Origin of the sequence: Sinorhizobium sp. B11 (assembly GCA_039725955.1) — a bacterium.
GTDB lineage: Bacteria > Pseudomonadota > Alphaproteobacteria > Rhizobiales > Rhizobiaceae > Rhizobium.
This window is the reverse complement of the sequence record CP091034.1, coordinates 4,629,774-4,656,185: the sequence shown is the minus strand read 5'-3', so window position 1 is coordinate 4,656,185 and position 26,412 is coordinate 4,629,774. Positions and strand designations below refer to the sequence as shown.

The following is a 26,412-nucleotide window of genomic DNA, read 5'->3' as shown; positions in this document are numbered from 1 at the left end:
CCATGCGCATCCGCAATGCATTCCCTGTATTTGGCCTGCTGGCGACCCTGGCCCTGGCCGGCTGCTCCACGACGTCCGAAACCGCATCCACCGACACGGGCGCGGGTCCGACCGTTCAGACGGCACAAATCTTCAATGACGCCTATGGCGTAACGTCGGATGCCGGATACTCCCTGCCGGCGATCCCGATCGACCGCGTCAAGCCGGAATTCCGCCGCCAGATCGTCAGCTACCAGAGCGACGAACGTCCCGGCACGATCATCGTCAACACGCGCGAGCGTCACCTCTATTACATCCTGCCCAACGGCAAGGCTGTTCGCTACGGCATTGGCGTCGGCAAACAGGGCTTCGCTTGGTCCGGAACGGCCTATGTCGCCTGGAAGCAGGAATGGCCAAACTGGCACCCGCCGAAGGAAATGGCCGTCCGTCGTCCTGAAATCGCCAAGTATGTCGAAGACGGCATGGGTCCAGGACTCACCAATCCGCTCGGCGCACGCGCCATGTACCTCTTCAATGAAGAGGGCAAGGACACGCTCTTCCGTCTGCACGGCACTCCGGAATGGGCCTCGATCGGTACTGCCGCTTCGTCGGGCTGCATCCGGCTGATGAACCAGGACGTGATCGACCTCTACAGCCGCGTTCGTCCGGGCAAGACCACCTCCAAGGTCATCGTTATACAGTAAGCTAAAAGCCGAATTCGGTATAAAAAAGGCCGCCGGACCTTGGGTTCGGCGGCCTTTTTGCATCTGGCATGCTCAAGCTCAGGCGGTCTGTTTCGCCTTGAGCTCTATGCGGCGGCGATGCAGGACAGGCTCGGTGTAGCCATTCGGCTGCTCCCTGCCCTTCAGGACCAGATCGAGTGCTGCCTGGAAGGCGATCGAATCATCGAAATGTCCGGCCATCTGAATGTAGGCCGAATCGCCGGCATTCTGCTGATCGACGACGGCGGCCATGCGCTTCATGGTTTCGACGACCTGCTCCCTGGTGACGATCTTGTGGTGCAGCCAGTTCGCCATGTGCTGGGCGGAAATCCGCAGCGTCGCACGGTCTTCCATGAGGCCGACATTGTTGATGTCAGGCACCTTGGAGCAACCGATGCCCTGGTCGACCCAACGGACGACATAACCCAGAATGCCCTGAGCGTTGTTGTCGAGTTCACGCTGGATTTCTTCCGGAGTCCAGTTCGGCCGTACAACGACCGGCACCGAGAGAATATCGGAGAGCTTGGCGCGGGTGCGGTCCTTCAGACCTTCCTGTACCTTGGCGACATTGATTTTATGATAGTGCGTGGCATGCAGAGTGGCGGCCGTCGGTGACGGCACCCAGGCGGTGTTCGCCCCCGCCTTCGGATGGGCAATCTTCTGCTCCAGCATCGCGGCCATCAGATCAGGCATTGCCCACATGCCCTTGCCGATCTGCGCGTGGCCGGAGAGGCCGCATTCGAGACCGATATCGACGTTCCAGTTTTCGTAGGCGCCGATCCAGGCAGCCTGCTTCATGTCGCCCTTGCGGATCATCGGACCGGCTTCCATAGAAGTGTGGATCTCGTCGCCGGTGCGATCAAGGAAACCCGTATTGATGAAGACGACGCGTTCGCGGGCAGCGCGGATGCATTCCTTGAGATTGACCGTGGTGCGGCGCTCCTCGTCCATGATGCCCATCTTGATGGTGTTGCGCGCCATGCCGAGGGCATCTTCAACGCGCGAGAAGATCTCAACGGCGAAGGCGACCTCTTCTGGACCATGCATCTTCGGCTTGACGACATACATTGAGCCGGCGCGCGAATTCTTGCGGCGTCCGGAGGGGCCGACATCGTAAAGCGCAATCAAGCCGGTGATCATGGCATCCATGATGCCTTCCGGCACCTCGTTGCCATCCCGATCGACGACCGCCGGGTTGGTCATGAGGTGGCCGACATTGCGCACCAGCATCAGCGAGCGGCGATGCAGCTCAAAGGTCGCACCGCCGGGCGCTGTATAAGCGATATCAGGATTGAGCCTGCGGGTGAAAGTGGAGCTGCCCTTCGTCACGTCCTCCTGCAGGTCACCCTTCATGAGCCCCAGCCAGTTGCGGTAGACGGTGACCTTGTCCTCGGCATCAACAGCAGCAACGGAATCTTCGCAATCCATGATCGTGGTGATCGCCGATTCAAGCCAGACATCGGAAATGTGGGCGGGATCGGTCTTGCCGATCGGGGTAGACGCATCGAGCACGATTTCGATGTGAATGCCGTTATTCTTGAAAAGAATATGGGTCGGCGCGTTCGCGTCGCCGCGATAGCCGGCAAAATGCTCGGCATTCTTGAGCGCGAGAGCCATGCCATTGGTGGCGGCAATAACGAGAGCTCCGTTCTCCACGGCGAAAGAACCGGCATTCTTCCAGGAGTTGCCTTCAAGCGGAACCGCGGAATCGAGAAAATCACGTGCCCAGGCGATAACTTTCTCACCACGCCTGGGATTGTATCCCTTGCCCTTTTCGGCGCCGTCCGTTTCCGGGATAGCGTCGGTGCCATAGAGTGCGTCATAGAGCGATCCCCAGCGGGCGTTGGCGGCATTCAGGGCGTAACGGGCATTCATGACGGGAACGACGAGCTGGGGGCCGGCAATAGAGGCGATCTCGGCATCGACATTGGCGGTCGAAACCTGAAAATCCGGTCCTTCGGGCAGGAGATAGCCGATCTCCTTCAGGTAGGACTGATAGGCGTCCATATCCGTCGGTGCGCCGTTCCGGCGATACCAATCGTCAATCTTTGCCTGCAGCTGATCGCGCTTCAAAAGCAGTGCGCGATTCTTCGGCGCCAGATCATGCACAATCGCCGAGAAATCGGCGAAAAACTTGTCCGCATCGATTGCGAGGCCCGGCAACGCTTCCTTCACGAGGAAATCATGAAGGACGGCTTCGATGAAGAGACCATTCTTTTCAATGCGGCTCATGCGGTGTCTCCCTTGCAGTGGCAGCTTTTTCATGCTGCCACTTTGCCCGGCTTTCATTCACAGTCAATTCAGCAACAATTCGAAAGATTTATGCAGGCTTGGAAACAGTCCGGCGGGTCACGCGCATCGGAAGGCCGTTTTGGGGCTGCGTCGTCAGTTTCTGTACCGGCCAGGGATTCGTCTGATCGGTCGAATCGAACCGATAGCGATGCATCAGCACAGCCAATGCGATCACCGCTTCCTGAAGCGCGAATGTCGCGCCGATGCAAACGCGCGGACCGGCACCGAAGGGCAGGAACTGGAAGCGGCCAACGGAGGCGCGGTTTTCGGGAAGGAAGCGTTCCGGCATATAGGCGCGGGGCCGGTCCCAATGGAGCTCATGGCGGTGTAATGTCCAGGGCATGACGAGCACAGTAACACCAGCCTCGATCTCGACCCGCTCGCCCTTGGGGCTGGTCCAGGAATCATCTGCAATGGCCGCGCGATTGATCGACGGGGCCGGCGGATAAAGGCGGAGTGCCTCTTCGAAGGCGGCGCGGGTCTGCGGCATCAGATCCGGCCATTCGACCGGGTCTGCGCCTGAAGCGAGGATCCTGTCGATCTCTTCTTCCATCGCCTCGCGGATATGCGGGCTATTCGATACGCAATAGAGCGTCCAGGCGAGCGCGCGGGCTGTGGTCTCGTGGCCCGCACCGATAAAGGTCAGGATATTGTCCTCGATCTCCTCCTTTGTGAGACCATCAGGACCGGCCTGCTCCAGCAGCAGGGTCAGGAAATCGTTCGGCGCGGTACTGCGATCTGCCTTCATCTTGGCAAGCCGCATATCCATGGTGTTGCGCACGATCGCCCGGAATTTCTCCAGCACCTTCTGGCCGCCTATACGTGTCACACGTGGAACCCAGGACGGCGCCCGCAGCAGATCCATCGGATCGACGCGGCCCATGCGATGCAGCAGCTCATTGACATCATCGGCGAAGTGGCCGCTCGATGTGACGATCTCACCGGAAAACAACGTGTCTGCGAGAATGGCGAAAGTCAGCTCCGTCATGTCGGTGCTGATATCGAAAATCGTGCCGTCTTCGTCGACGTCGGCATATTTGCCGACGTATTCTTCCGACTGGCGCAGCATCTGGCTGGCAAAGCCCTTGGCATGGCGGGGCGTGAAAACAGGGGCGACAGCCTTGCGCGAGCGTTTCCAAACCGAACCTTCGGCGGTTAGAAGTCCGTCGCGCAGGATCGGGCGCAGCACAAGCTGGCGGACGTCGGACATGCGGTAATTATTGGCATTGTCGACCAGCACATGCTTGATCAGCCCGGGATCGTTGGCGATCAGCGTTCGCTGCCCAAAGAAATTGGTGTAGATCCAGGGTAGCGTATACGAGGGCTCGCCCCAAAGTTCGAGCGGGTTGCGGAAGATCGTCCTGATGATTTCGAGCCGCGATGGCGGCACGGTGCGCGGCAGCGGTGCCGGCGGTACGAAGGGGTCCGGACGCATGTCCATCAGCATAGCCTTTCCCGGGAGATATCGTCTTCCCGGCAGGCCTGAAGTTAGAGCAGGCCCTTGAGCTGGTCCAGTTTGTCGTTGATCAGCCAGCCGTAATAATTCTCTTCCGGCCAGACCATCGTGCCGGAGGAACGATTCTTGGCGGCAAGGGCTGCGGCGCGCTGGCGGGAATTGCCGACATTATAAAGTGTGGCTGTCACCCCCGGATTGCCGGAGATATCCATGCCGGCAATCTCCTTGTAGTCGTCGATCGACCGGCGGATCGAGGCCGCGACGAAGGCGAGCGAGATGTCTGGGTCCATGATCGCTTTGTAGACAGAGCCGGCATTCTTCTCGTTAAGCTTCGGATAGCCGGAAACACGGGATACGAGATCGGACAGCATCAGAGCGGTCAGCGGATTGACCTGGCCAAGACCGAAGGTCTGGCCGGCATAGAAAGGCTGGAAGAAGACAGCGCTGAACCGATTGTTGGGGAAGCTCTTGCCGTCGACCGTCTTGCCGCGGAAATCGCTTTCCCAGACATCCTCACGGCAGCTCCAGAGCGCGTAGGAATCGCTCTTGCCGTTGCAGGCGGCAAATTGCGGCCGGTCGACGAAATCATCGACAGTCTCGCCATCATAGGCAAAACGGAAGCTCTGACCGGCATAGGAAGCGGCCTTCACATAGTAGGACTGCAGGCGGTCATAGGCATCGACATTATAAGTATGTTCGCCGACGATCGCGCCGATCACATGAATGGGGTTGATACCATAGGCATTCGAAACCTTCTTGATCTTGCCCATGAGTTCATGGTCGGTCGACAGGAGGTCGTACACCTTCTCATATTTAATATCGAACGTCGTCTTGGTGCCCTTGGTGCGGCGGACCGAAGCGCCTGGAATATCCGGCTGCTCGGCATGACGGTTGCCGGGCGGGACTGCCTGCGCCGCAAGCGCAGGAACCGAGCCCACAATGGTCATCGCAATCACAAGGCTTGTCAAAAGGCGTCGCACGATCTGCTTTCCCGTCTTTCCCTGTCGTCTTCGTGTCGCGGCTGACTGGACCAGAATCTTGTCCGAATAAAGCCGTACAAAAAACAAAGCGGGCCTTTCACTAAAAAGTAAAAGGCCCGCTGTCGAGAGTTCAGATCGTCAAAGTTTCTGCGTTATCTGCGCAAAGACAGGAAACGATGTTTCCCGATCACAGGATGAAGCGCGACAGGTCGGTATTCTGCGCGAGATCGCCGACATGCTCGCGCACGTAGGCGGCATCGATCTTCACATCCGTGCCGGCGCGATCCGGTGCGTTATAGGAGATGTCGTCCAGCACCCGCTCCATGACCGTCTGCAAGCGGCGCGCGCCGATATTTTCGACGGAGGAGTTCAGATGGACGGCGACATCGGCGAGCGCATCGATCGCGTCATCGGTGAAATCGAGCGTCAGGCTTTCGGTTTCCATCAGCGCCTTATACTGGCGAATGAGACTGGCCTCGGTTTCCGTCAGGATGCGGCGGAAGTCTTCCTTGTTCAGCGGACGAAGCTCGACGCGGATCGGCAAGCGGCCCTGCAATTCGGGCAGCAGATCCGACGGCTTGGAAACATGGAAGGCGCCCGAGGCGATGAAGAGGATGTGATCCGTCTTTACCGGGCCGTATTTGGTCGAGACCGTCGTGCCTTCGACGAGCGGCAGCAGGTCGCGCTGCACGCCCTCGCGGGAAACGCCGGCGCCGGCGCCGCCATCGCGAGCCGCGATCTTGTCGATTTCGTCGAGGAAGACGATGCCGTCATTTTCAACCGAGCGCACGGCCTCGCGCTGAATGACCTCATTGTCGATCAGCTTGTCGGACTCGTCGCGGACCAGGTCGGTGTAGGAGGCCTTCACCGTCGTGCGCACCTTCTTGGTGCGGCCGCCCATCGCCTTGCCGAACATTTCCGACAGGTTCAGTACGCCGATATTGGCGCCCGGCATGCCGGGAATATCGAACCCGCCCATTCCGGAGCCGGTATCGGCTACTTCGATATCGATTTCCTTGTCGTCGAGTTCGCCATTGCGCAGCTTCTTGCGGAAGCTTTCACGCGTCGCGGGCGAGGCCGTCGCACCGACCAGCGCATCGAGAACGCGCTCTTCGGCGCTCATATGGGCCTTTGCCTGAACCTCCGTACGCTTCTTTTCGCGGATCAGGCCGATGCCGACCTCGACGAGATCGCGGATGATCTGCTCGACGTCGCGGCCGACATAACCGACTTCGGTGAATTTCGTGGCTTCGACCTTGATGAAAGGTGCACCGGCGAGCTTGGCGAGGCGACGGGATATTTCCGTCTTGCCGACGCCGGTCGGACCGATCATCAGGATGTTCTTCGGCATGACTTCGTCACGCAAGCTCGGATCGAGCTGATGACGGCGCCAGCGGTTGCGGAGCGCAATCGCGACAGCGCGTTTTGCCTCATGCTGGCCGATGATGTAGCGGTCGAGCTCGGAAACGATCTCGCGGGGAGAAAAAGTGGTCATTGTCTATCATTCTCCTGGCGGTCCAGGGCCATCAGAAGCGCCCGGCCGTAATTCGTAGTAGTTTCGCCAAGTCTTTGAAAGCCTGCCTTGGTATAGGCTCTGATTGCGAAAGCGTTGTCCGGATGCGGATCGACCAGCACGCGGTTCTTGCCCCTATCGAAAAGCGACTGGCAAAACTGCGCCATGAAGGCCGGGCCGTGACCCTTTCCCAGAAGCGCTGCGACCCCGATAAACTGATCGATGCCGCAGGTACCATCGGGCTGGCCGTCCAGTGCAGCATCGTCTTCACCATCGAGATCAGCCACCTGAATGAAGGCGAAATCCCTGCCGTCGAGCGTCACGATATAGGGCTCGACCGCCAGATCATGCAGATGCTCCTCGATCGAGGCCAGTGCCTCTTCCGGCTCGCTCCACCAGCGGCGGACATGCGGCTTCCCTAGCCATTCGGCCAGAAGGGGCAGATCAGCCACCGTGACGGAACGGAAGACATATTCCGTCATTCCGCGTCCAGCGTTTCCATGATGACATTGTGGTTCGTGTACACGCAGATGTCGGCAGCGATATCGAGCGCACGACGGGCAATGTCTTCGGCGGACTTGTCTGTGTCGGTAAGTGCGAGAGCCGCGGCAAGCGCGAAATTGCCGCCCGAACCGATAGCGGCAACGCCATGTTCGGGCTCCAGCACATCGCCATTGCCGGTAATGGCGAGCGTCACCGATTTGTCGGCGACCAGCATCATGGCTTCGAGATTGCGCAGGTAGCGGTCGGTGCGCCAGTCTTTGGCGAGCTCAACGGCGGCGCGCATCAGCTGACCCGGATATTGTTCCAGCTTCTTTTCAAGCCTTTCCAGAAGGGTGAAGGCATCGGCGGTCGCACCAGCGAAACCCGCAATCACTTCGCCCTTGCCGATTCGGCGGACCTTGCGGGCATTGCCCTTCATGACGGTCTGGCCGAGGCTGACCTGACCGTCGCCGGCCACCACGACCTTGCCGCCTTTTCGAACTGTAATAATTGTCGTCATCTAACACCTGTTGCCCGGCACGCGGGCGGTTCCAGCGGGCCGAACGCCGGCCCTGTTGAACCCTATGTAAGAGGGCCCGCGACGATTGCAAATGGCCTTCCTTTTCTGCCCCCACGCTTCTGGATATTTCGCAATCCGCCTGATAAGGAACCACCTTGATTTCAAGGAGAAAGCCATATGGCCGAGACCGCAGCAAGCCGCACGGGCAGTGTTTCCCGCAAGACCAACGAGACGTCCATTTCCGTTTCCGTCAATCTTGACGGCACCGGCAAATCGACGATTTCGACGGGCGTCGGCTTCTTCGACCATATGCTGGATCAGCTTTCGCGACATTCGCTGATCGACATGGAAATCGAGTCCAAGGGCGATCTGCATATCGACGACCATCATACGGTCGAGGATACCGGCATCGCCATCGGCCAGGCGATCGCCAAGGCGCTCGGCGACCGTCGCGGCATCACGCGTTATGCCTCGATCGATCTCGCCATGGACGAGACGATGACGAAGGCTGCCGTCGATCTCTCCGGCCGCCCCTTCCTCGTCTGGAACGTTTCCTTCAGCGCGCCGAAGATCGGCACTTTCGATACCGAACTGGTGCGCGAATTCTTCCAGGCGCTTGCCCAGAATGCCGGGATCACGCTGCATATTCTCAATCACTATGGTGCCAACAACCACCATATTGCAGAGACATGCTTCAAGGCCGTCGCCCGCGTTCTGCGCACTGCGACAGAGATCGATCCACGGCAGGCAGGCCGCGTTCCCTCGACAAAGGGCACGCTCGCCTGAGCCCCATCAGGGAGCGTCAGATGGCATCCAGCTACGTTTTTCTTGTTCCGCCTGACGGTCAGCGCGAGGATACGCGCACGATCCGTGACGGTTTCTCGTGGCTTGCCTTCCTCTTTCCCTGGATCTGGCTGCTTGCGCATCGCCTCTGGCTTCACGCAATCATTGCGTTCGCGCTGCAGGCGATCGGCGGCGTGCTGGCGGAAGAACCAGGCTTCGGGCCGGCGGGAATGGCTCTCGCCTTCGGCGTGAACCTGCTCGTCGGGTTCGAGGGACAGAATTTCCGTATCCGCGGCCTTGCCGCCCGCGGCTGGCGCGAGGAGGTCGCAATCAGCGCTTCCTCGATCGATCTTGCGGAAGAGATCTATTTTTCCAACATCGAGACCGGCGCCGATCTGAAGGTGCCCGAATGGAACCAGGCTTCCAGTCCGCAGATGCGGCCGGGTCATTCCACTTCGCTCGGTCTCTTCGGCTTTGACGGAGGGCGCAAATAATGCGCGTCGCGATTATCGACTACGGCTCTGGCAATCTGCGCTCGGCCACCAAGGCTTTCGAACGCGCCGCCCGCGAAGCCGGCATCGAGGCCGAGATTAATCTGACCGACAAGGCCGAGATCGTTGCCGCCGCCGATCGGATCGTGCTTCCCGGTGTCGGCGCCTATGCCGATTGCCGCCGCGGGCTCGATGCCGTGCCCGGCATGACGGAAGCTTTGCTTGAGGCTGTCGAGAAGAGGGCGCAGCCTTTCCTCGGGATTTGCGTCGGCATGCAGCTCATGTCTTCGCGCGGGCTCGAAAAGACGGTGACGCAGGGTTTCGGCTGGATTCCGGGTGACGTCGTCGAGATGACGCCTGCCGATCCCGAGCTGAAAATCCCGCAGATCGGCTGGAACACGCTCAATCTGAAATATGAGCATCCGCTTTTCGACGGCATTCCGACGGGGCCCGATGGCCTGCACGCCTATTTCGTGCACTCCTACCATCTGGCAGCCGAGAATGCCGGCGATGTGATTGCGACGACCGATTATGGTGGGCCGATGACGGCCTTCGTCGGTCGGGACAATATGGCGGGTTCGCAGTTCCATCCGGAAAAAAGCCAGAAGCTCGGACTGGCGCTGATCGCGAATTTCCTGCGCTGGGCGCCGTAAGGGCTGTCTTTTAATACGCGCGCCTTATTTCCCCTATAAGTGAAGGGGTGGATACAGGAGCGTGCTCAATGCCGGCTTCGCGGAAATCAGGCAAGATATTCTACAGGCTGCGGCCGGCCAGAGAGGGCCAGCCGCCGTTCGTCGATATCCGGCTGCCTGGCGGGGTGATCATCCGCCAGGTCGATGAGACCCTGCATCGCAAAGCACTCGTGAACGCATCAAAGGCGCTCAAAGAGAGGCTCGGCGGCTGATGCAGGAGACCTTTCCGGGAAAAGAGAACCCAAGACTGCGATCGGGCGAGGTAAGCGCCGGCGATCTCGCTGAAGCGGTGCTGGAATTCTACATCGAAGGCGAAGACGATCTGATCGGCCTGCTTGCTTATGCACTTTATGAGCGCCAGAAGCGGGACTTTATCGTCAGCCATCGCAAGCGCAATGCGGGCCGCTCACCAAACGACGCGGAAATCGCGGCTGTAACGAGCAACTACCTCTCCGCCGATCTGCGCAACACCTTGCGCGACCGCGCCTCGCAGATCCTGTCGAGCTATGCCGAAATCTATGTCGAAGCCATGGAGCCGCAAATCCAGCTCGTTGCCACCAATAGCGAGGCGTTGCGTCAGGTGCGCGATATCGAGAAGTCGGTGAAGAAACGCACCGGTTTCTGGCGCCAGGTGCGGGTCGGCTTCACTGTTACGTTGCTGCTGCTGGTGCTTTTTGCCGCTCTCACCATTGCCGCTGTCTTTTTTCGTTCGGATATCGTAGATGCGTGGAATGCACTGATGGTGCCCACGACGCTACGGACCTGAGACGAATGATCCTTTTTCCCGCGATCGACCTTAAGGGCGGACAATGCGTTCGCCTGAAGCTCGGCGACATGCAACAGGCAACGGTCTACAATACCGATCCGGCTGCCCAGGCGAAATCCTTCGAAGAGCAGGGTTTCGAATGGCTGCATGTGGTCGATCTCGACGGTGCCTTCGCGGGACATTCGGCCAATGGCGATGCGGTTGAGGCGATCCTGAAGGCCACGAAAAACCCTGTTCAGCTCGGCGGCGGCATCCGTACGCTCGATCATATCGAGAACTGGCTTTCGCGTGGGCTGCGCCGCGTCATCCTCGGCACCGTTGCCGTGCGTGATCCGGCACTTGTGATCGAAGCCTGCAAGAAATTTCCGGACCATGTTGCCGTCGGCATCGATGCCAAAGGCGGCAAGGTGGCCGTAGAAGGCTGGGCGGAGGCTTCCGAACTCGGCATCATCGAACTCGCAAAGAAATTCGAGGGTGCCGGCGTTGCCGCGATCATCTATACCGACATCGATCGTGACGGCATCCTGACAGGCATCAACTGGACATCGACGCTGGAGCTGGCGGACGCCGTTTCTATTCCGGTCATCGCATCAGGTGGCCTTGCGTCGATCGATGACATCAAGCGCATGCTGCAGCCGGATGCCCGCAAGCTCGAAGGCGCCATTTCCGGTCGGGCCCTTTATGATGGGCGGATCGATCCCAAGGAGGCGCTCGATCTCATCAAGGCCGCCCGGGCCAAGGAGAGTGCATAATGAGCCTGAAGGCCCGCGTGATCCCCTGCCTCGACGTCAAGGACGGCCGTGTCGTCAAGGGCGTGAACTTCCTAAATCTGGTCGATGCCGGCGATCCGGTCGAAGCGGCCAAGGCCTATGATGCGGCCGGTGCCGACGAGCTGTGCTTCCTCGACATCACCGCCTCTTCGGACAATCGCGAGACGATCTTCGATGTCGTGGCGCGCACGGCCGAACAATGCTTCATGCCGCTCACCGTCGGCGGCGGCGTTCGCACCATTGCCGATATCCGCAAGCTGCTGCTTTGCGGTGCCGACAAGATCTCGATCAATTCGGCGGCGGTCAACAATCCGGATTTCGTGGCCGAGGCAGCCGACAAGTTTGGCGACCAGTGCATCGTCGTGTCGATCGATGCCAAGCGGCGCCTGACGCAGCAGGTCGGCGGCGACAATCTCAGTGCCTGGGAGATCTATACGCATGGCGGCCGCAACGCGACCGGCATAGACGCCGTGGAATTCGCGCAGAAGATGGTTGCCCGCGGCGCCGGCGAGTTGCTCGTCACCTCGATGGACCGCGATGGCACGAAGATCGGCTACGATCTGGAGCTGACCCGGGCGATTGCCGATTCCGTCCGTGTGCCCGTCATCGCGTCTGGCGGTGTGGGTGATCTCGACGATCTCGTGGCCGGTGTGAAGGATGGCCATGCCAATGCGGTGCTTGCCGCATCAATCTTCCACTTCGGCACCTATTCTGTCGGCGAAGCCAAGCACTATATGTCTGAACGCGGCATCGCGATGCGGCTCGATTGAGATTGAAAGCAGTATCATGAGCGGATTTTCCCTTTCCGACCTCGAGCGGATCGTTGAAGAGCGGGCGAAGGCTTCACCGGATGAATCCTGGACAGCCAAGCTGGTGGCTGCAGGGCAACCGAAAGCAGCCAAGAAACTCGGCGAGGAAGCGATCGAAGCTGTGATGGCGGCCATCACCAACGATCGCGATAACCTCACCTATGAAGCAGCCGACGTTCTCTATCACCTAATGGTCGTATTGAAGATTGCTAAAATACCGTTAGAGAATGTCATGACCGAACTTGCGCGGCGGACCGCGCAATCCGGCCTCAAGGAAAAGGCCAGCCGGCAGAATTCATGAGTATCGCGACACAGATTATCGGAGTGGCGGAAAAGCTGGATCACTTCCAGACCGCCTCCTATTCCCCCTATCACTTCTTCACATCGGAACAGTGGGCGAAGTTTCGTGCCGATACGCCGATGACGCTGACGGCCGACGAGGTCAAACGGCTTCGCTCCATGGGCGACCCGATCGACCTCGACGAAGTCAGGCGCATCTACCTGTCGCTGTCGCGCCTGCTTTCCGCGCATGTGGAATCCTCGCAGCTGCTGTTCGAGCAGCGCAACCGGTTCCTCAGTCTCTCGAACGTGACGAAGACCCCGTTCGTGATCGGCATTGCCGGATCGGTGGCTGTCGGCAAATCCACGACGGCACGTATTCTGAAAGAGCTGCTTGGCCGCTGGCCGTCCAGTCCCAAGGTCGATCTCGTTACCACGGACGGCTTCCTCCATCCGAACGCCGTGCTGAAGCGCGAGAACCTGATGCAGCGCAAGGGTTTTCCGGAGAGTTACGACACCGGCGCAATCCTGCGTTTCCTGTCGGCGATCAAGGCCGGCCTGCCGGATGTGAGGGCACCCTCCTATTCGCACCTCGTCTATGACGTGCTGCCGGACGAGTACAAGATCGTTGACCGGCCCGATATTCTGATCTTCGAGGGCATCAACGTCCTGCAATCACGTGACCTGCCGGCGGACGGCAAGATCGTGCCGATGGTGTCCGACTTCTTCGACTTCTCGATCTATATCGACGCCGAGGAAACACAGATCCACAATTGGTACGTCACGCGTTTCATGCGCCTCAGGGAAACTGCCTTCCGGGATCCGAATTCCTACTTCCACCGTTATGCATCGATCAGCGAGGAAGAAGCCGTGGCGATTGCAGAAGACCTCTGGGCGAACATCAATCTCAAGAACCTGCGCCAGAACATCCTTCCGACGCGGCCACGCGCCGATCTTATTCTGCGCAAGGGCAAGGATCACCTGATCGAGCAGGTGGCACTGCGCAAGCTCTAGGGGTTTTCACGGGTCAAGGATTGACACGACGGAGCGTCAGGTTGATGCGTCCGCCGTTCTTCAGAAGCGTGGATGTTGCCGGATAGATGCGGTCGACGCCGTGGAAGCAGAGCCGCCCCTCCCCGCCGAGAATGACGAGATCGCCGCTCGACAGCTTGAAGGACATGGTCTTGTCGTTGCGGTTCACCCCACCGACACGGAAGAGGCAGGCGTTGCCGAGGGAAATCGACACGACCGGCGCCTTCAGATCGTTCTCATCCTTGTCCTGATGCAGGCCCATGCGCGCCTCGTCGGAATAGAAATTGACGAGGCAAGCTTCGGGCGGTTTGTCGTAACCCGAAACGTCACTCCAGATATCAAGCAATTCAGAAGGTATGACCGGCCACGGCCTACCGGTTGCCGGATGCATCGGTTGATAGCGATAGCCTCGCTCCTTGTCCGTGACCCAGCCGAGCGAACCGCAATTGGTCATCCGCACCGACATCGGCTTGCCGGTAACGGGCATGATCGGCACGTAGAGCGGCGCTTCTGCGACGATGGTCCTGATGATGCCGACCAGTGCCTCCTGGCGGGCACGATCCAGATATTCCGGAAGATGGCGAATGCCGCTCAAAAGTTCCGGCATGTCACTCCCCGCCGCCCAGGCGGCCACGCATCTTCTTGACTTCAGACCGGCCGGATTTTTCCTTCAGCCGTCGTTCGATCGAGCCCTTGGTCGGCTTTGTCTTCTTGCGTGGCGGCGGTGGCGGCTTGGCGGCCTCCAGGACCAGTTCCTTCAGCCGCTCGCGCGCATCCTCGCGGTTGCGGTCCTGGCTGCGGAACCGGCTTGCCTCGATCATCAATACGCCGTCCTTCGACATGCGCCTGCCGGCAAGCTTGATCGCATTAGCCTTCACTCGCTCGTTGAGTGAAGGCGAATTCGGGATATTGAAGAAAAGCTGGACGGCGGTCGACACCTTGTTGACGTTCTGACCGCCAGGACCGCCCGCCAGAACGAACTGTTCCGTCAGCTCCCATCCGGCGATGGTGATCCTGTCATTGATGTAGAGCGCGTCGCTGGCCATACCGCCTTCTAGCGCATAATCACTGCGAATTGAAAGCGGTGAAACCCGGCACAGGAGCGACCGGGTTTCACGTGAATCGACTGGTTCGGGTACCGAGTTACTCGGCTGCGACCTTGATGCCGGGCGCTGCATCGCGCACGCCGCCGTCGACATGGCTTTCGAACTTGGCGAAGTTGGCGATGAACATGGAGACCAGCTTTTCAGCCTGCGCGTCATAGGCCTGCTTATCGGCCCAGGTCGAGCGCGGATCGAGGATGCGCGTATCCACGCCTTCGACTGCGACCGGAACGGCAAAGCCGAAATTCGGATCGGCGCGAAGCTCGACCTTGGCAAGCTCGCCCGAAAGGGCGGCCGTCAGCAACGCACGGGTTGCCTTGATGGGCATCCGCTTGCCGATGCCATACGCGCCACCAGTCCAGCCGGTGTTGACCAGCCAGCATTCAACGCCGTGGCGGCCGATCAGCTCCTTCAGCAGATTGCCGTATTCAGCCGGATGACGTGGCATGAAGGGTGCGCCGAAGCAGGTCGAGAACGTTGCTTCCGGCTCGATGACCCCCTTTTCGGTGCCTGCCACCTTGGCAGTGTAACCGGAGAGGAAGTGGTACATGGCCTGCTCTGGCGTCAGCTTGGCGATCGGCGGCATGACACCGAAGGCATCGGCCGTCAGCATGATGATCGTCTTCGGATGAGGCGCAAGGCCGGTTTCGGATGCGTTCGGAATGAAATCCATCGGATAGGCGCAGCGCGTGTTTTCCGTCAGCGACGCATCGTCGAAATCCGGCTCGCGGTTTTCGTTGAGAACGACGTTTTCAAGGACGGTGCCGAAACGCTGTGTCGTGGCATAGATTTCCGGTTCGGCCTCTGCCGAGAGGCGAATGGTCTTGGCGTAGCATCCGCCTTCGAAATTGAAGATGCCGTTTTCGCTCCAGCCGTGTTCGTCATCGCCGATCAGGGTGCGTGCCGGGTCAGCCGAAAGCGTCGTCTTGCCGGTGCCCGAGAGACCGAAGAAGACAGCAGCATCGCCTGCCGGGCCGACATTGGCCGAGCAGTGCATCGGCATGACGCCCTTTTCCGGCAGCAGGTAGTTCAGCACGGTGAATACGGATTTCTTCATTTCGCCGGCATAGGAGGTACCGGCGATCAGCACGATGCCGTTGGTCAGATCACAGGCGATCACCGTTTCGGTGCGGCAACCGTAACGCTCCGGATCGGCCTTGAAGCTTGGCAGGTCGATGATCGTCAGCTTCGGCGCAAAGCCTGCGAGTGCATCAGCCTTCGGACGGATCAGCAGGTTGCGGATGAAAAGCGAGTGCCACGCGAATTCGGTCACAACGCGGGTCGGCAATGCGTGGCCCGCGTCGGCGCCGCCGACGAGATCCTGCACGAAGAGGTCCTTGCCGGCAGCATGGGCCAGCATATCCTTGTGCAGCAGCGCGAAATGCTCCGGCGACATCGGCTTGTTGTTATCCCACCAGATCTGCCCGTCGGTATTCCCATCGCGAACGACGAACTTGTCGCGCGGCGAGCGGCCCGTGTGTTGCCCAGTCGTGGCACGAAGGGCGCCTTGTGCTGTCAGTTCGGCTTCTCCCCGGCGAATCGCCTCCTCATAGAGAAGAGCTGCGGACAGGTTGTAACGTACGCTGCGTACGTTGCTGAAACCGATCGTCGCCAGCTCGATTGCCTGGTTATGAACTCCGAACGTCTCCATAGCTTTTTCCTTCGCTGAGGCGCCTTGGCCGTTAAATTATCGCGAAAGTAAAAGGAGAAATTTTAAATGGCAATAGGGATAATCTTAGAAAAGATAATGATATCAAATAATTAATCGATTTAAATTCCAATAATTCTTTTTAAATCGTTTGAAGACCTCCTGTTGAAACAACTTGTCGCACTACTGTCGATTGTGGCTTGCACTGGCTGGCAATCTACCCCTTTATCTTTGCCACAATTTGTTCCACCTTTATCCTCCATAAGCGCACCCGGTCACGAAGACCGCCTGGGGACGACCAATCCGGGAGATTGCGCACTGATGACGGAGACCAACACCATGCCGACAATCGCGCTCGTTGACGACGACCGCAACATCCTCACTTCCGTGTCGATTGCACTGGAAGCTGAAGGATATAAGGTCGAGACCTATACGGATGGCGCTTCAGCGCTGGATGGTCTGCTCGCTCGCCCGCCGCAGCTAGCAATCTTCGATATCAAGATGCCACGAATGGACGGCATGGAGCTGCTGCGCCGCCTTCGCCAGAAATCGGACATGCCCGTCATCTTCCTCACCTCCAAGGATGAGGAGATCGATGAGCTCTTCGGCCTGAAGATGGGCGCCGACGATTTCATTACCAAGCCTTTTTCGCAGCGTCTGCTGGTCGAGCGTGTTCGCGCCGTTCTGCGCCGCGCGTCGAGCCGTGAGGCAGCCGCAGCTGGCGGCGTCGCTACCGTCGGCACGCCGAAGGCGGGCGCGGTTCAGCAGGCCCGTTCGCTCGAACGCGGCCAGCTGGTCATGGACCAGGAACGCCACACCTGCACCTGGAAGGGCGAGGCAGTCACCCTCACCGTCACCGAGTTCCTGATCCTGCATTCGCTGGCCCAGCGTCCGGGTGTGGTGAAAAGCCGCGACGCCCTGATGGATGCCGCCTATGACGAACAGGTGTATGTTGATGACCGCACCATCGACAGCCACATCAAGCGGCTGCGCAAGAAGTTCAAGATGGTCGACACTGACTTTGATATGATTGAAACGCTTTACGGTGTGGGTTACCGCTTCCGCGAAGCAGCCTGACGCTTTAAAGCGCGGGAAGAGATGAATGAGGGCGGCGGGCCGGTCAAACTGGCCCCGCCCTCCGAAAGGGCCGTGATTGGCACAGTTGGTGCAGGAAAGGGATCTGGATGATGCGGAGGGCGTAAGCACCCGACGCGTCAGGGGTCGGCGTTGGTCGCATCCCTTCACCCTGATCCGTCGTATCTTCGGCAATGCCGTCTTTTCCAGCCTGACGCGCCGCATCGTCTTTTTCAACCTCGCGGCCCTGCTCGTCCTTGTCGGCGGTATTCTCTACCTCAACCAGTTCCGCGAAGGCCTGATCGACGCGCGCGTCGAGAGCCTGCTGACACAGGGCGAAATCATCGCCGGCGCCGTGTCGGCATCGGCCTCGGTCGACACGAACTCGATCACCATCGATCCGCAGAAGCTGCTCGAACTGCAGGCCGGCCAGAGCATTACACCGGTGCCAAACGACGAGGATCTCGAATTTCCGATCGACCCGGAAAAGGTGGCGCCCGTTCTGCGCCGGCTGATCTCGCCGACCCGCACCCGGGCCCGCATCTTCGATGCCGACGCCAATCTGCTGCTCGATTCCCGTCATCTCTATTCCCGTGGCCAGGTTCTGCGTTTCGATCTGCCGCCGGTGGAAGAGGAAAAACAGACCTGGGGCGAATGGTTCACGGCTCTCTTCAACAAGGCGCTGCAACCAGGCAATCTTCCTGTTTACAAGGAAGCGCCAGGTGGTGACGGCTCCATCTATCCAGAAGTGATGAATGCGCTGACGGGCGTGCGCGGCGCAGTTGTCCGCACGACGGAAAAGGGCGAGCTCATCGTTTCGGTTGCGGTACCGATCCAGCGTTTCCGGGCCGTACTCGGCGTGCTGCTGCTGTCGACGCAGGCCGGCGATATCGACAATATCGTGCATGCGGAACGCCTTGCCATCATGCGCGTCTTTGGTGTCGCAACGCTCGTGAACGTCCTCTTGTCGCTCGTTCTCTCTTCGACCATCGCGAATCCGCTGCGCCGGCTTTCGGCGGCCGCGATCCGGGTGCGCCGCGGCGCCAAGGAACGCGAGGAGATCCCTGATTTTTCCGTACGTCAGGATGAAATCGGCAACCTTTCCATTGCTCTGCGCGAGATGACGACCGCCCTCTACGACCGCATCGATGCGATCGAGAGTTTTGCGGCCGATGTCAGCCATGAGCTCAAGAATCCGCTGACCTCGCTGCGCAGCGCCGTCGAGACGTTGCCGCTCGCCAAATCCGACGATTCCAAGAAGCGGCTGATGGATGTCATCCAGCACGACGTCCGCCGCCTCGATCGCCTGATCAGCGATATCTCGGATGCATCCCGTCTCGACGCCGAGCTTGCGCGCGTCGATGCCGGATCTGTCGATCTGGAAGTATTTCTGCGCGATCTCATCGACGTGTCGCGCCAGATCCGCAGCACCAAGAAGAAAGTCGACATAGACTATGCGGTGGATCGCAAGCCGAACGTCAAGACGCGCTTTGTCGTCAAAGGGCATGACCTGCGCATCGGCCAGATCATCACCAACCTGATTGAAAATGCCCGCTCCTTCGTGCCGGAGCAGGACGGCAAGATCACGGTACGTCTGGTCCGTGCCCGCTCCCGTTGCGTCGTCTATATCGAAGACAACGGTCCGGGCATCCAGGCAGAGAATATCGACCGCATTTTCGAACGCTTTTATACCGACCGGCCGGAATCCGAAGGTTTCGGCCAGAATTCCGGCCTCGGGCTTTCCATCAGCCGGCAGATCGCCGAGGCGCATGGCGGTTCATTGCGGGCCGAAAACATCGTCGACGACGAGAGCGGCAAGCTGCTCGGCGCCCGCTTCATCCTGGCCCTGCCGGCCGACGCCGCAGCATGATCAACATCCACGCCACCGCAATCGTTATCGGAAAGACCGGCCTGCTGTTCACCGGCCCTTCGGGCTGGGGCAAGTCGATGACCGCTTTTACGTGCATGGCGGAGGCGCGGCGGCAGGGTGTTTTTTCTGTCCTCGTGGCCGATGATCAGGTGCTTCTTTCGAAACAGGACGGAGCAATCATTGCCGCCTGTCCGCCTGCCATTGCCGGGCTCATCGAGCTGCGCGGTACGGGCATCATAAGGCACGATCATATTGCCCAGGCGGCGATGCATTACGCAGTCCTGCCAGGCAGCGCCACGGGCGAGAACCGGCTTCCTGCGGAGGGGGAAACCGCCATTCTTGCCGAGGGTTTCGAGCTGCCTGCACTGCGATTGTTGCCCAACCTCCCTCTGCCTCTTGCAGTGTTGATGGCAAAAGCGCCGGAAATCGGAAGTTGAGGCCTTCCGGACGGCCCGTTACGGCCTATATATTTATATTTTTATCTTGCACTTCGGCTTTTGATCGCCAAGATGTGCCCCCACCGGTGGACGTAATTGCTGCATTGCGATATTGGGGCCACGGTTTGCGTATGCCATGGGAGCAGTAATATCATGATCGGACTTGTGCTTGTCACTCATGGCAAGCTGGCTGAAGAGTTTCGTCATGCCGTAGAGCACGTCGTCGGTCCTCAGAAATTCATCGAAACGGTCTGTATCGGACCGGAAGACGATATGGACCAAAGACGACAGGACATTCTCGAAGCCGTTTCCGGCGCAGACGACGGCCATGGCGTCGTCATTCTCACCGACATGTTCGGCGGTACACCTTCCAACCTCGCAATCTCCGTGATGAGCAGCGGCCACACCGAAGTCATCGCCGGCGTCAACCTGCCAATGCTGATCAAGCTCGCCGGCGTGCGCGGCGAGAACAATATGGAAAAGGCGCTTGCCGAGGCTTCCGAGGCTGGCCGCAAATACATCAACGTTGCGAGCCGGGTTCTGAGCGGAAAGTAAGAAACCTCCATGACACCGCTTTCCCGGGAACTCCTCATCATCAACAAGCGTGGTCTGCACGCGCGCGCTTCGGCAAAATTCGTCCAGACGGTCGATGCCTTCGATGCAACGATCACCGTTTCAAAGGACGGTATGACGGTCGGCGGTACCTCGATCATGGGTCTGATGATGCTTGCGGCTAGTCCCGGCTCTAGCGTCGTGGTCTCGGCGACCGGCAATCAGGCGGCCGAAGCGCTGAATGCCCTCGATGAGCTCATCCAGAACAAGTTCGGCGAAGAAATCTGATCTCTAGCGCCATATAAAGATATAAAGACTTCTTTATATCCCCGTTGCCTTCCCGACCGAAGCCTGCTAAACGGCGAGCATGACGTGCATTCCGCACGCGTTCGATCCGTTGCGGTCATCGTCGCGTCCTTGCGATGTTTTGAGACGTTTCAGCCTGGAGAGCCCTATGAGCATTGAAAAAGATTATGTCGTCGCCGATATCGGCCTTGCAGATTTCGGACGCAAGGAGATCACCATCGCTGAAACCGAAATGCCCGGCCTCATGTCCTGCCGTGCCGAATTCGGCGAATCCAAGCCGCTGAAGGGCGCACGCATCACCGGCTCGCTGCATATGACGATCCAGACCGCCGTTCTCATCGAGACGCTGGTTGCCCTCGGCGCCGAAGTCCGCTGGGCATCGTGCAACATCTTCTCGACGCAGGATCACGCCGCAGCTGCGATCGCCGCTTTCGGTGTTCCGGTCTTCGCTATCAAGGGCGAGTCGCTTGAAGATTACTGGGTTTACACCGACAAGATCTTCCAGTGGGCCGATGGCGGTTTCTCCAACATGATCCTCGACGATGGCGGCGACGCCACCATGTACATTCTGCTTGGCGCCCGCGCCGAAGCCGGTGAGAACGTTCTTTCCAACCCGCACTCCGAAGAAGAGGAGATCCTCTTCGCCCAGATCAAGAAGCGCCTTGCCGCTTCGCCCGGCTGGTTCACCAAGCAGCGCGACGCCATCAAGGGCGTGACCGAAGAGACCACGACGGGCGTCAACCGCCTCTACCAGCTCAGCCAGAAGGGCCTGCTGCCCTTCCCGGCCATCAACGTCAACGACTCCGTCACCAAGTCGAAGTTCGACAACAAGTATGGCTGCAAGGAATCGCTGGTCGACGGCATTCGTCGCGGCACCGACGTCATGATGGCCGGCAAGGTTGCCGTCGTCTGCGGTTACGGCGACGTGGGCAAGGGTTCTGCCGCTTCGCTTTCCGGCGCCGGCGCCCGCGTCAAGGTCACCGAAGCCGATCCGATCTGCGCCCTGCAGGCTGCCATGGACGGCTATGAAGTCGTTCTGCTCGAGGACGTCGTTTCCTCGGCCGACATCTTCATCACCACGACAGGCAACAAGGACGTTATCCGCATCGACCACATGCGTCAGATGAAGGATATGGCGATCGTCGGCAACATCGGCCACTTCGACAACGAGATCGAAGTTGCAGCACTGCGTAACCTGAAGTGGACCAACGTCAAGCCGCAGGTCGACCTGATCGAGTTCCCGAAGGGCAACCGCATCATCCTTCTCTCCGAAGGCCGCCTCTTGAACCTCGGCAACGCAACGGGTCATCCGTCTTTCGTCATGTCGGCCTCGTTCACCAACCAGACACTGGCGCAGATCGAGCTCTTCACCAAGCCCGGCCAGTACGAAAGCAAGGTCTACATCCTGCCGAAGCACCTCGACGAAAAGGTTGCCCGTCTTCATCTCGACAAGCTCGGCGTGAAGCTTACCCAGCTCAGCGAAGAGCAGGCTGCCTATATTGGCGTGAAGCCACAGGGCCCGTTCAAGGCCGACCACTACAGATACTGATTTCATCTTCGATATCCACAAGATGTGGTGGCCTCGGCATTGACAAATGCCGGGGCTTATTTTTTGGGCGCGCTCTTTCCGACGATTCCCTAACGAAGTATTGTTTTAAGACTTGATTCGTGGCTTCGGAGCTCTCCGTTTTCCGCGAAAATGGGATGTCTTGTCGTGATGCGGCACATTAAAGGACGGAGACATACCGCCGATGTCGGAAATGAAACACAGCCTGCACAGCCAGGCGGAAGGTCGCGCATATGCTGCTGACCGTCCGCTTCAGGCAGGCCAAAAATATGGGTTTGCCACGGTCACTGTGACCGCAAGGCAAAAGTGTTGGTCCTTGGCACGTATTGCAAAGCTGTGCGCTGCAAGCACTGCAGTCATCATACCGGCTTGGCCGGCTCTGGCGCAGGCGCAGCCGGGTATCGGCGCCTCTGCACATCTTTTCACGTCTTCGCAGGTTGTCGGACTTTCTGTCGTCATTGGTGTCATTTCGGCTGCATTGCTTTCCACGCTGTGGCTGGTGCGACAACGCGGCAATCTCGAAAATGAAAGCCGGGAGATTCGCTCGGCGCTTTCAGATGCACAGCAGCGTATCTCCCAATATCAGGCGCTGATTGCCGACAAGAACCGGCGCATCGTGATCTGGGACGGTGTCGCCCGGCCGGAGCTCCTCGGTCAGCTTCCACCGGAGACCGGCGCCCCACAGGATAATGAATTCCTTGCCTTCGGCCTCTGGCTGAAGGCGCGATCGGCTGCCGAGCTGGAGCGGGCGGTCGGCCGTCTTCGTGAACAGGCCGAGAGTTTCGACATTGTGATCGAGACCATCAGGGACGAGGTAATCGAAGCTCAAGGCCGGGTTTCCGGCGGCCGCGCCTTCGTGCGCTTCGTGGCGCTCAACAATCTGCGGGCCGAACTGGCAGAGTTGAAGATCGAGCGCGATCGGCTGATGACGTCGATCTCCGCCTTCCAGACCATGCTCGACGCCATCGATATGCCCGCCTGGCAGCGTGATACCGGCGGCCGCCTGACCTGGGTGAACCATGCCTATGGCGATGCCGTCGAGGCACAATCGCCCCAGCAGGCTGTCAATGAAGGCCGCGAAATCCTGACGACTGTCGCCCGTGAGCGTATCCGCGCCACGGCAACGCCGGAATCGCCTTTCCACGATACGATTTCGACAGTCGTTCGCGGCAATCGCACGTTCTTCGACGTAGTCGACGTAAAGGTCCCCAGCGGCTCCGCCGGCATTGCCGTCGATGTCTCCGATGTCGAAGCAGTTCGCGCCGAACTGGAGCGGACGCTCAAAAGCCATGCGGAAACGCTCGATCATCTGGCGACACCGGTCGCCATTTTCGACGGTGACCGCCGGCTGCAATTCTACAACCAGGCCTTCGTCGCGCTCTGGGAGCTCGACATCGCGTTCCTCGAGAGCAAGCCTGACAATAGCGAGCTTCTGGAACGCCTTCGCGCAGCCAAGAAACTGCCGGACCAGCTGAACTGGAAATCCTGGAAGGAAACGGCACTCTCTGTTTATCGTTCGCTCGATACGCAATCTGACCTCTGGCACCTGCCGAACGGGCAGACGTTGCGCGTCTTTGCGACCGCGCACCCACAGGGCGGCGCGACGTGGGTCTTCGAGAACCTGACCGAGCAGGTCGATCTCGAAACGCGCTACAATACGCTGGTAAAAGTACAGGGCGAGACGATCGATCACCTTTCGGAAGGTGTTGCAGTCTTCGGGCCTGACGGCCGTATCCGCCTCTCCAACCCGGCCTTCCGGGCGCTCTGGGGCATCACGGAGACTGAAGCCAAGCCCGGCACCCATATCCGCGGCATCGGCGAGGCTTGCGCCCCGTCCTATGACCAGCCCGATGGCTGGAAGACCTTTGCAGAGCTGATTACCAGCTTCGACGACGAGCGTCGTTCCAGCCAGGGAACGCTCGAACTGCTCTCCGGCCTCGTGCTCGACTTTGCTGTCATCCCGCTGCCGAACGCACAGACCATGCTGACCTTCGTCAACATGACGGACAGCGTTCGCGCCGAGCGCGCGTTGACGGAAAAGAACGAGGCGCTGCGCAAGGCGGACGAGCTGAAGAACGACTTCGTGCAGCACGTCTCCTATGAGCTGCGCTCGCCGCTGACGAACATCATCGGCTTCACCGATCTCTTGCGCACGCCGGGCGTCGGCCCGCTGAACGAGCGGCAGGCCGAATATATCGACCATATCGCCACCTCATCCTCGGTGCTGCTGACGCTCGTCAACGACATCCTCGATCTTGCGACCGTCGATGCCGGAATCATGCGGCTGAACTATGCGGAAATCGATCTCGCCGATCTTCTCGACGATGTCTCCATGCAGATCGCCGACCGGCTGCAGGAAAGTGGCGTTTCGCTGGAGATCACCGCTCCGGCCTATCTGGGCTCTATCGTTGCCGATCCGCAGCGGCTGAAGCAGATCCTGCTGAAACTTCTGGCCAATGCCGCCAATTTCTCGCCCGAGGGCGCATCGATCGCACTCGAATGCCGTCGCGAGGGTACTGATTTCGTCTTCTCCGTCCGGGATCGTGGCCCCGGCATTTCGCCTGATATGATCGCGACTGTCTTCGACCGCTTCGCAACCGGCGCGAAGAGCGGGAAGCGCGGTGGTGCCGGACTTGGTCTTTCCATCGTCGACAGCTTTGTCAGCCTCCACAATGGCGAAGTCAGCATCGACAGCGAACCCGGCAAGGGAACGACGGTGACCTGCCGCATCCCTTCCATCAACCTACCGCATTCCGTCGCCGCCGAATGACGCAAGGCGACATCATCTCGCTTTTTCTGGAAGACGATGCGGCAACCCTTCGCGTTGGCAATGATCTGGCTCTGGCGCTGAAAGCCGGCGATTGCCTAGCACTATCCGGCGATCTCGGCGCCGGAAAATCCTCTCTGGCGCGCGCGTTCTTGCGAAGCATTGCCGATGATGACGGGCTGGAAGTTCCGAGCCCGACTTTCACGCTGGTGCAATCTTACGATCTGCGCATTCCCGTTTCGCATTTCGATCTCTATCGGCTTGGCGATGCCTCGGAACTGACAGAACTCGGCTTCGACGAGGCGCTTGAGAGCGGCATCTGCATCGTCGAATGGCCCGAAATGGCAGAAGGCGACCTGCCTGCATCGCGCATCTCGTTGCGGCTGGAGCATGAAGGTGCCGGCCGGCGTGCGACAATCACGGCACCGGAGAAGGCCTTGGCCCGAATCCACCGTGTGCTGGCTATCCGCCGCTTCCTCATTGACGCTGGCTACGGCGATGCGGAACGGCGGTTCCTGACCGGCGATGCTTCACTTCGCGCCTATGAATATTTCCGCCTCAGCGACGGCTCACGGAAAATCCTCATGGATTGGCGGCCCCCTCCGGAAGGCCCCCCGATCTATGAGGGCAAGCCCTATCCCAAGGTCGCGCATCTTGCGCAGGACGCCTATCCTTTCGTTGCCATCGGCGAGACGTTGCGCGAGCGCGGTTTCGCGACCCCGGAAATCGAAAGGGTCGACTACGAGCAGGGCATCCTGCTGATCGAGGATCTGGGCACGGACGGTGTCCTCGATGACGAAGGCCGGCCGATCGTCGGGCGCTACCGCGAAAGCGTCGCCTGCCTTGCCCATCTCCACTCGATGAAAATCCCGCAGGATATCCCGGTTTCGGCTACGCACACGCACCACATTCCGGATTTCGACCGCGTCGCCATGACGATGGAGGTGCGGCTTGTGCTCGACTGGCATATGGCCTGGAGGCGCGGCACGGGACCGACGGATACCGAACGGGACGAGTATCTGGCAATCTGGGACAATCTGATCGAGGAGCTGCAATCGGCCGAAAAAAACCTGCTGTTGCGCGACTTCCATTCGCCCAATATCATCTGGCGCGAGCAGGCGAGCGGCATCCGCAAGATCGGCATCATCGACTTCCAGGATGCGATGATCGGGCCGACGGCCTATGACCTCGCCTCCATCGTTCAAGATGCCCGCGTCACGATCGAACCGGATCTCTGCCGACAGTTGATGGACGACTATCTTTCCTTGCGGCGCGCGCAGGGCGGTTTCGACGAAACCGGCTTCATGAAGGCATGGGCCATCATGTCGGCGCAGCGCAACTGCAAGCTCGCCGGTCTCTGGGTGCGGCTATTGCAGCGCGATGGTAAGCCCGGCTATCTCCAGCATATGCCGCGCACGCTTTCCTATCTCAAGGCGGCGCTGGAACACGAGGCACTTGCCCCCTTGCGCGAATGGTGCACAAGGGCTGGAATACTGCCAGTCGAATCATAAATCCGGACAA

27 protein-coding genes are annotated in these 26,412 nt (G+C 59.6%); 18 read left to right on the top strand and 9 right to left on the bottom strand.

Translation table 11 applies throughout. The annotated features are described in order from the left end of the window. Nucleotides 1-2: 2 nt before the first annotated feature. Entirely contained in the window at nucleotides 3-683 is a 681-nt protein-coding gene (locus LVY75_32900) for a L,D-transpeptidase (GenBank protein XAZ23534.1), read from the top strand. 78 nt (nucleotides 684-761) lie between these two features. On the opposite strand, the gene LVY75_32895 is transcribed toward LVY75_32900, so the two are convergent. The 6 genes from LVY75_32895 to hslV all read right to left on the bottom strand — a co-directional run bounded on the left by LVY75_32895 (nucleotide 762) and on the right by hslV (nucleotide 7,945). Next, the gene (locus LVY75_32895) at nucleotides 762-2,933 is read right to left on the bottom strand and encodes a malate synthase G (protein XAZ23533.1); all 2,172 of its coding nucleotides are present in this window, start codon (nucleotides 2,931-2,933) and stop codon (nucleotides 762-764) included. An 88-nt stretch (nucleotides 2,934-3,021) separates the two neighbouring features. Beyond that, nucleotides 3,022-4,434 carry a cytochrome P450 gene (locus LVY75_32890; protein XAZ23532.1) on the bottom strand — a complete coding sequence of 471 codons (1,413 nt, stop codon included), beginning with the start codon at nucleotides 4,432-4,434 and terminating at the stop codon, nucleotides 3,022-3,024. 47 nt (nucleotides 4,435-4,481) lie between these two features. Beyond that, entirely contained in the window at nucleotides 4,482-5,429 is a 948-nt protein-coding gene (locus LVY75_32885) for a DUF1402 family protein (GenBank protein ID XAZ23531.1), read from the bottom strand. A 187-nt stretch (nucleotides 5,430-5,616) separates the two neighbouring features. Beyond that, entirely contained in the window at nucleotides 5,617-6,924 is a 1,308-nt protein-coding gene (gene hslU / locus LVY75_32880) for an ATP-dependent protease ATPase subunit HslU (GenBank protein ID XAZ23530.1), read from the bottom strand. Then, a complete protein-coding gene (locus LVY75_32875; GenBank protein XAZ23529.1) occupies nucleotides 6,921-7,424 on the bottom strand; it encodes an acetyltransferase in 504 nt (167 codons plus the stop codon). Before LVY75_32875 ends, hslU begins: the two co-directional genes overlap by 4 nt. Continuing rightward, nucleotides 7,421-7,945 carry an ATP-dependent protease subunit HslV gene (gene hslV / locus LVY75_32870; GenBank protein ID XAZ23528.1) on the bottom strand — a complete coding sequence of 175 codons (525 nt, stop codon included), beginning with the start codon at nucleotides 7,943-7,945 and terminating at the stop codon, nucleotides 7,421-7,423. Before hslV ends, LVY75_32875 begins: the two co-directional genes overlap by 4 nt. 177 nt (nucleotides 7,946-8,122) lie before the next feature. Here hslV and hisB point away from each other — a divergent pair, with 177 nt between their 5' ends. From hisB to coaA, 9 genes are all read left to right on the top strand, one after another. Continuing rightward, nucleotides 8,123-8,731, top strand: a complete 609-nt coding sequence (hisB, locus tag LVY75_32865) for an imidazoleglycerol-phosphate dehydratase HisB (GenBank protein XAZ23527.1) — start codon at nucleotides 8,123-8,125, stop codon at nucleotides 8,729-8,731. 20 nt (nucleotides 8,732-8,751) lie between these two features. Continuing rightward, the gene (locus tag LVY75_32860) at nucleotides 8,752-9,222 is read left to right on the top strand and encodes a DUF2628 domain-containing protein (GenBank protein ID XAZ23526.1); all 471 of its coding nucleotides are present in this window, start codon (nucleotides 8,752-8,754) and stop codon (nucleotides 9,220-9,222) included. After that, a complete protein-coding gene (hisH, locus tag LVY75_32855; GenBank protein ID XAZ23525.1) occupies nucleotides 9,222-9,872 on the top strand; it encodes an imidazole glycerol phosphate synthase subunit HisH in 651 nt (216 codons plus the stop codon). Before LVY75_32860 ends, hisH begins: the two co-directional genes overlap by 1 nt. 68 nt (nucleotides 9,873-9,940) lie before the next feature. Continuing rightward, nucleotides 9,941-10,123, top strand: coding sequence for a hypothetical protein (locus LVY75_32850; protein ID XAZ23524.1), 183 nt, complete (start codon nucleotides 9,941-9,943; stop codon nucleotides 10,121-10,123). Then, nucleotides 10,123-10,677, top strand: coding sequence for a hypothetical protein (locus tag LVY75_32845; protein XAZ23523.1), 555 nt, complete (start codon nucleotides 10,123-10,125; stop codon nucleotides 10,675-10,677). The genes LVY75_32850 and LVY75_32845 overlap by 1 nt, the downstream gene beginning before the upstream one ends. A gap of 5 nt (nucleotides 10,678-10,682) precedes the next feature. Then, on the top strand, nucleotides 10,683-11,429 hold the full coding sequence (gene hisA, locus LVY75_32840; GenBank protein XAZ23522.1) for a 1-(5-phosphoribosyl)-5-[(5-phosphoribosylamino)methylideneamino]imidazole-4-carboxamide isomerase: 747 nt from the start codon (nucleotides 10,683-10,685) through the stop codon (nucleotides 11,427-11,429). Continuing rightward, nucleotides 11,429-12,217: an imidazole glycerol phosphate synthase subunit HisF gene (gene hisF, locus LVY75_32835; protein XAZ23521.1), complete on the top strand. Its 789-nt coding sequence runs from the start codon at nucleotides 11,429-11,431 to the stop codon at nucleotides 12,215-12,217. The genes hisA and hisF overlap by 1 nt, the downstream gene beginning before the upstream one ends. Before the next feature lie 16 nt (nucleotides 12,218-12,233). Further along, nucleotides 12,234-12,557, top strand: coding sequence for a phosphoribosyl-ATP diphosphatase (locus tag LVY75_32830; protein XAZ23520.1), 324 nt, complete (start codon nucleotides 12,234-12,236; stop codon nucleotides 12,555-12,557). Then, nucleotides 12,554-13,549 carry a type I pantothenate kinase gene (gene coaA, locus LVY75_32825; GenBank protein ID XAZ23519.1) on the top strand — a complete coding sequence of 332 codons (996 nt, stop codon included), beginning with the start codon at nucleotides 12,554-12,556 and terminating at the stop codon, nucleotides 13,547-13,549. Before LVY75_32830 ends, coaA begins: the two co-directional genes overlap by 4 nt. Nucleotides 13,550-13,562: 13 nt before the next feature. On the opposite strand, the gene LVY75_32820 is transcribed toward coaA, so the two are convergent. From LVY75_32820 to LVY75_32810, 3 genes are all read right to left on the bottom strand, one after another. Next, entirely contained in the window at nucleotides 13,563-14,174 is a 612-nt protein-coding gene (locus LVY75_32820) for an alpha-ketoglutarate-dependent dioxygenase AlkB (protein ID XAZ23518.1), read from the bottom strand. Nucleotide 14,175: 1 nt separating this feature from the next. Then, nucleotides 14,176-14,613: an aminoacyl-tRNA hydrolase gene (gene arfB, locus LVY75_32815; protein XAZ23517.1), complete on the bottom strand. Its 438-nt coding sequence runs from the start codon at nucleotides 14,611-14,613 to the stop codon at nucleotides 14,176-14,178. A gap of 97 nt (nucleotides 14,614-14,710) precedes the next feature. After that, nucleotides 14,711-16,321: a phosphoenolpyruvate carboxykinase gene (locus LVY75_32810; GenBank protein XAZ23516.1), complete on the bottom strand. Its 1,611-nt coding sequence runs from the start codon at nucleotides 16,319-16,321 to the stop codon at nucleotides 14,711-14,713. Between the two features lie 336 nt (nucleotides 16,322-16,657). Between LVY75_32810 and LVY75_32805 the strand changes: the two genes are divergently transcribed. The 8 genes from LVY75_32805 (at nucleotide 16,658) to tsaE (ending at nucleotide 26,402) form a co-directional block, all read left to right on the top strand. After that, on the top strand, nucleotides 16,658-17,395 hold the full coding sequence (locus tag LVY75_32805; protein ID XAZ25883.1) for a response regulator transcription factor: 738 nt from the start codon (nucleotides 16,658-16,660) through the stop codon (nucleotides 17,393-17,395). 103 nt (nucleotides 17,396-17,498) lie between these two features. Continuing rightward, the gene (locus tag LVY75_32800; protein XAZ25882.1) at nucleotides 17,499-19,262 is read left to right on the top strand and encodes a sensor histidine kinase; all 1,764 of its coding nucleotides are present in this window, start codon (nucleotides 17,499-17,501) and stop codon (nucleotides 19,260-19,262) included. Next, on the top strand, nucleotides 19,259-19,699 hold the full coding sequence (locus tag LVY75_32795; protein XAZ23515.1) for a serine/threonine protein kinase: 441 nt from the start codon (nucleotides 19,259-19,261) through the stop codon (nucleotides 19,697-19,699). Before LVY75_32800 ends, LVY75_32795 begins: the two co-directional genes overlap by 4 nt. A gap of 153 nt (nucleotides 19,700-19,852) precedes the next feature. Further along, on the top strand, nucleotides 19,853-20,254 hold the full coding sequence (locus tag LVY75_32790; GenBank protein XAZ23514.1) for a PTS sugar transporter subunit IIA: 402 nt from the start codon (nucleotides 19,853-19,855) through the stop codon (nucleotides 20,252-20,254). 9 nt (nucleotides 20,255-20,263) lie between these two features. Beyond that, nucleotides 20,264-20,539, top strand: coding sequence for an HPr family phosphocarrier protein (locus LVY75_32785; protein ID XAZ23513.1), 276 nt, complete (start codon nucleotides 20,264-20,266; stop codon nucleotides 20,537-20,539). A gap of 166 nt (nucleotides 20,540-20,705) precedes the next feature. Further along, a complete protein-coding gene (gene ahcY, locus LVY75_32780; protein ID XAZ23512.1) occupies nucleotides 20,706-22,106 on the top strand; it encodes an adenosylhomocysteinase in 1,401 nt (466 codons plus the stop codon). A 202-nt stretch (nucleotides 22,107-22,308) separates the two neighbouring features. Further along, on the top strand, nucleotides 22,309-24,894 hold the full coding sequence (locus tag LVY75_32775) for an ATP-binding protein (protein ID XAZ23511.1): 2,586 nt from the start codon (nucleotides 22,309-22,311) through the stop codon (nucleotides 24,892-24,894). Continuing rightward, nucleotides 24,891-26,402: a tRNA (adenosine(37)-N6)-threonylcarbamoyltransferase complex ATPase subunit type 1 TsaE gene (gene tsaE / locus LVY75_32770; protein ID XAZ23510.1), complete on the top strand. Its 1,512-nt coding sequence runs from the start codon at nucleotides 24,891-24,893 to the stop codon at nucleotides 26,400-26,402. Before LVY75_32775 ends, tsaE begins: the two co-directional genes overlap by 4 nt. Nucleotides 26,403-26,412 lie beyond the last annotated feature (10 nt).

Bases quoted from the DNA above. Each gene is read 5' to 3' on its own strand.
- LVY75_32805 (XAZ25883.1), top strand. From the start codon at position 16,658: ATGCCGACAATCGCGCTCGTTGACGACGACCGCAACATCCTCACTTCC.
- LVY75_32795 (XAZ23515.1), top strand. From the start codon at position 19,259: ATGATCAACATCCACGCCACCGCAATCGTTATCGGAAAGACCGGCCTG.
- LVY75_32875 (XAZ23529.1), bottom strand. From the start codon at position 7,424: ATGACGGAATATGTCTTCCGTTCCGTCACGGTGGCTGATCTGCCCCTT.
- LVY75_32785 (XAZ23513.1), top strand. From the start codon at position 20,264: ATGACACCGCTTTCCCGGGAACTCCTCATCATCAACAAGCGTGGTCTG.
- hisA (XAZ23522.1), top strand. From the start codon at position 10,683: ATGATCCTTTTTCCCGCGATCGACCTTAAGGGCGGACAATGCGTTCGC.
- coaA (XAZ23519.1), top strand. From the start codon at position 12,554: ATGAGTATCGCGACACAGATTATCGGAGTGGCGGAAAAGCTGGATCAC.
- tsaE (XAZ23510.1), top strand. From the start codon at position 24,891: ATGACGCAAGGCGACATCATCTCGCTTTTTCTGGAAGACGATGCGGCA.
- hisF (XAZ23521.1), top strand. From the start codon at position 11,429: ATGAGCCTGAAGGCCCGCGTGATCCCCTGCCTCGACGTCAAGGACGGC.
- hisB (XAZ23527.1), top strand. From the start codon at position 8,123: ATGGCCGAGACCGCAGCAAGCCGCACGGGCAGTGTTTCCCGCAAGACC.
- LVY75_32900 (XAZ23534.1), top strand. From the start codon at position 3: ATGCGCATCCGCAATGCATTCCCTGTATTTGGCCTGCTGGCGACCCTG.
- LVY75_32890 (XAZ23532.1), bottom strand. From the start codon at position 4,434: ATGGACATGCGTCCGGACCCCTTCGTACCGCCGGCACCGCTGCCGCGC.
- LVY75_32790 (XAZ23514.1), top strand. From the start codon at position 19,853: ATGATCGGACTTGTGCTTGTCACTCATGGCAAGCTGGCTGAAGAGTTT.
- LVY75_32845 (XAZ23523.1), top strand. From the start codon at position 10,123: ATGCAGGAGACCTTTCCGGGAAAAGAGAACCCAAGACTGCGATCGGGC.
- LVY75_32895 (XAZ23533.1), bottom strand. From the start codon at position 2,933: ATGAGCCGCATTGAAAAGAATGGTCTCTTCATCGAAGCCGTCCTTCAT.
- LVY75_32830 (XAZ23520.1), top strand. From the start codon at position 12,234: ATGAGCGGATTTTCCCTTTCCGACCTCGAGCGGATCGTTGAAGAGCGG.
- arfB (XAZ23517.1), bottom strand. From the start codon at position 14,613: ATGGCCAGCGACGCGCTCTACATCAATGACAGGATCACCATCGCCGGA.
- hslV (XAZ23528.1), bottom strand. From the start codon at position 7,945: ATGACGACAATTATTACAGTTCGAAAAGGCGGCAAGGTCGTGGTGGCC.
- ahcY (XAZ23512.1), top strand. From the start codon at position 20,706: ATGAGCATTGAAAAAGATTATGTCGTCGCCGATATCGGCCTTGCAGAT.
- LVY75_32850 (XAZ23524.1), top strand. From the start codon at position 9,941: ATGCCGGCTTCGCGGAAATCAGGCAAGATATTCTACAGGCTGCGGCCG.
- hslU (XAZ23530.1), bottom strand. From the start codon at position 6,924: ATGACCACTTTTTCTCCCCGCGAGATCGTTTCCGAGCTCGACCGCTAC.
- LVY75_32775 (XAZ23511.1), top strand. From the start codon at position 22,309: ATGTCGGAAATGAAACACAGCCTGCACAGCCAGGCGGAAGGTCGCGCA.
- LVY75_32820 (XAZ23518.1), bottom strand. From the start codon at position 14,174: ATGCCGGAACTTTTGAGCGGCATTCGCCATCTTCCGGAATATCTGGAT.
- LVY75_32860 (XAZ23526.1), top strand. From the start codon at position 8,752: ATGGCATCCAGCTACGTTTTTCTTGTTCCGCCTGACGGTCAGCGCGAG.
- hisH (XAZ23525.1), top strand. From the start codon at position 9,222: ATGCGCGTCGCGATTATCGACTACGGCTCTGGCAATCTGCGCTCGGCC.
- LVY75_32810 (XAZ23516.1), bottom strand. From the start codon at position 16,321: ATGGAGACGTTCGGAGTTCATAACCAGGCAATCGAGCTGGCGACGATC.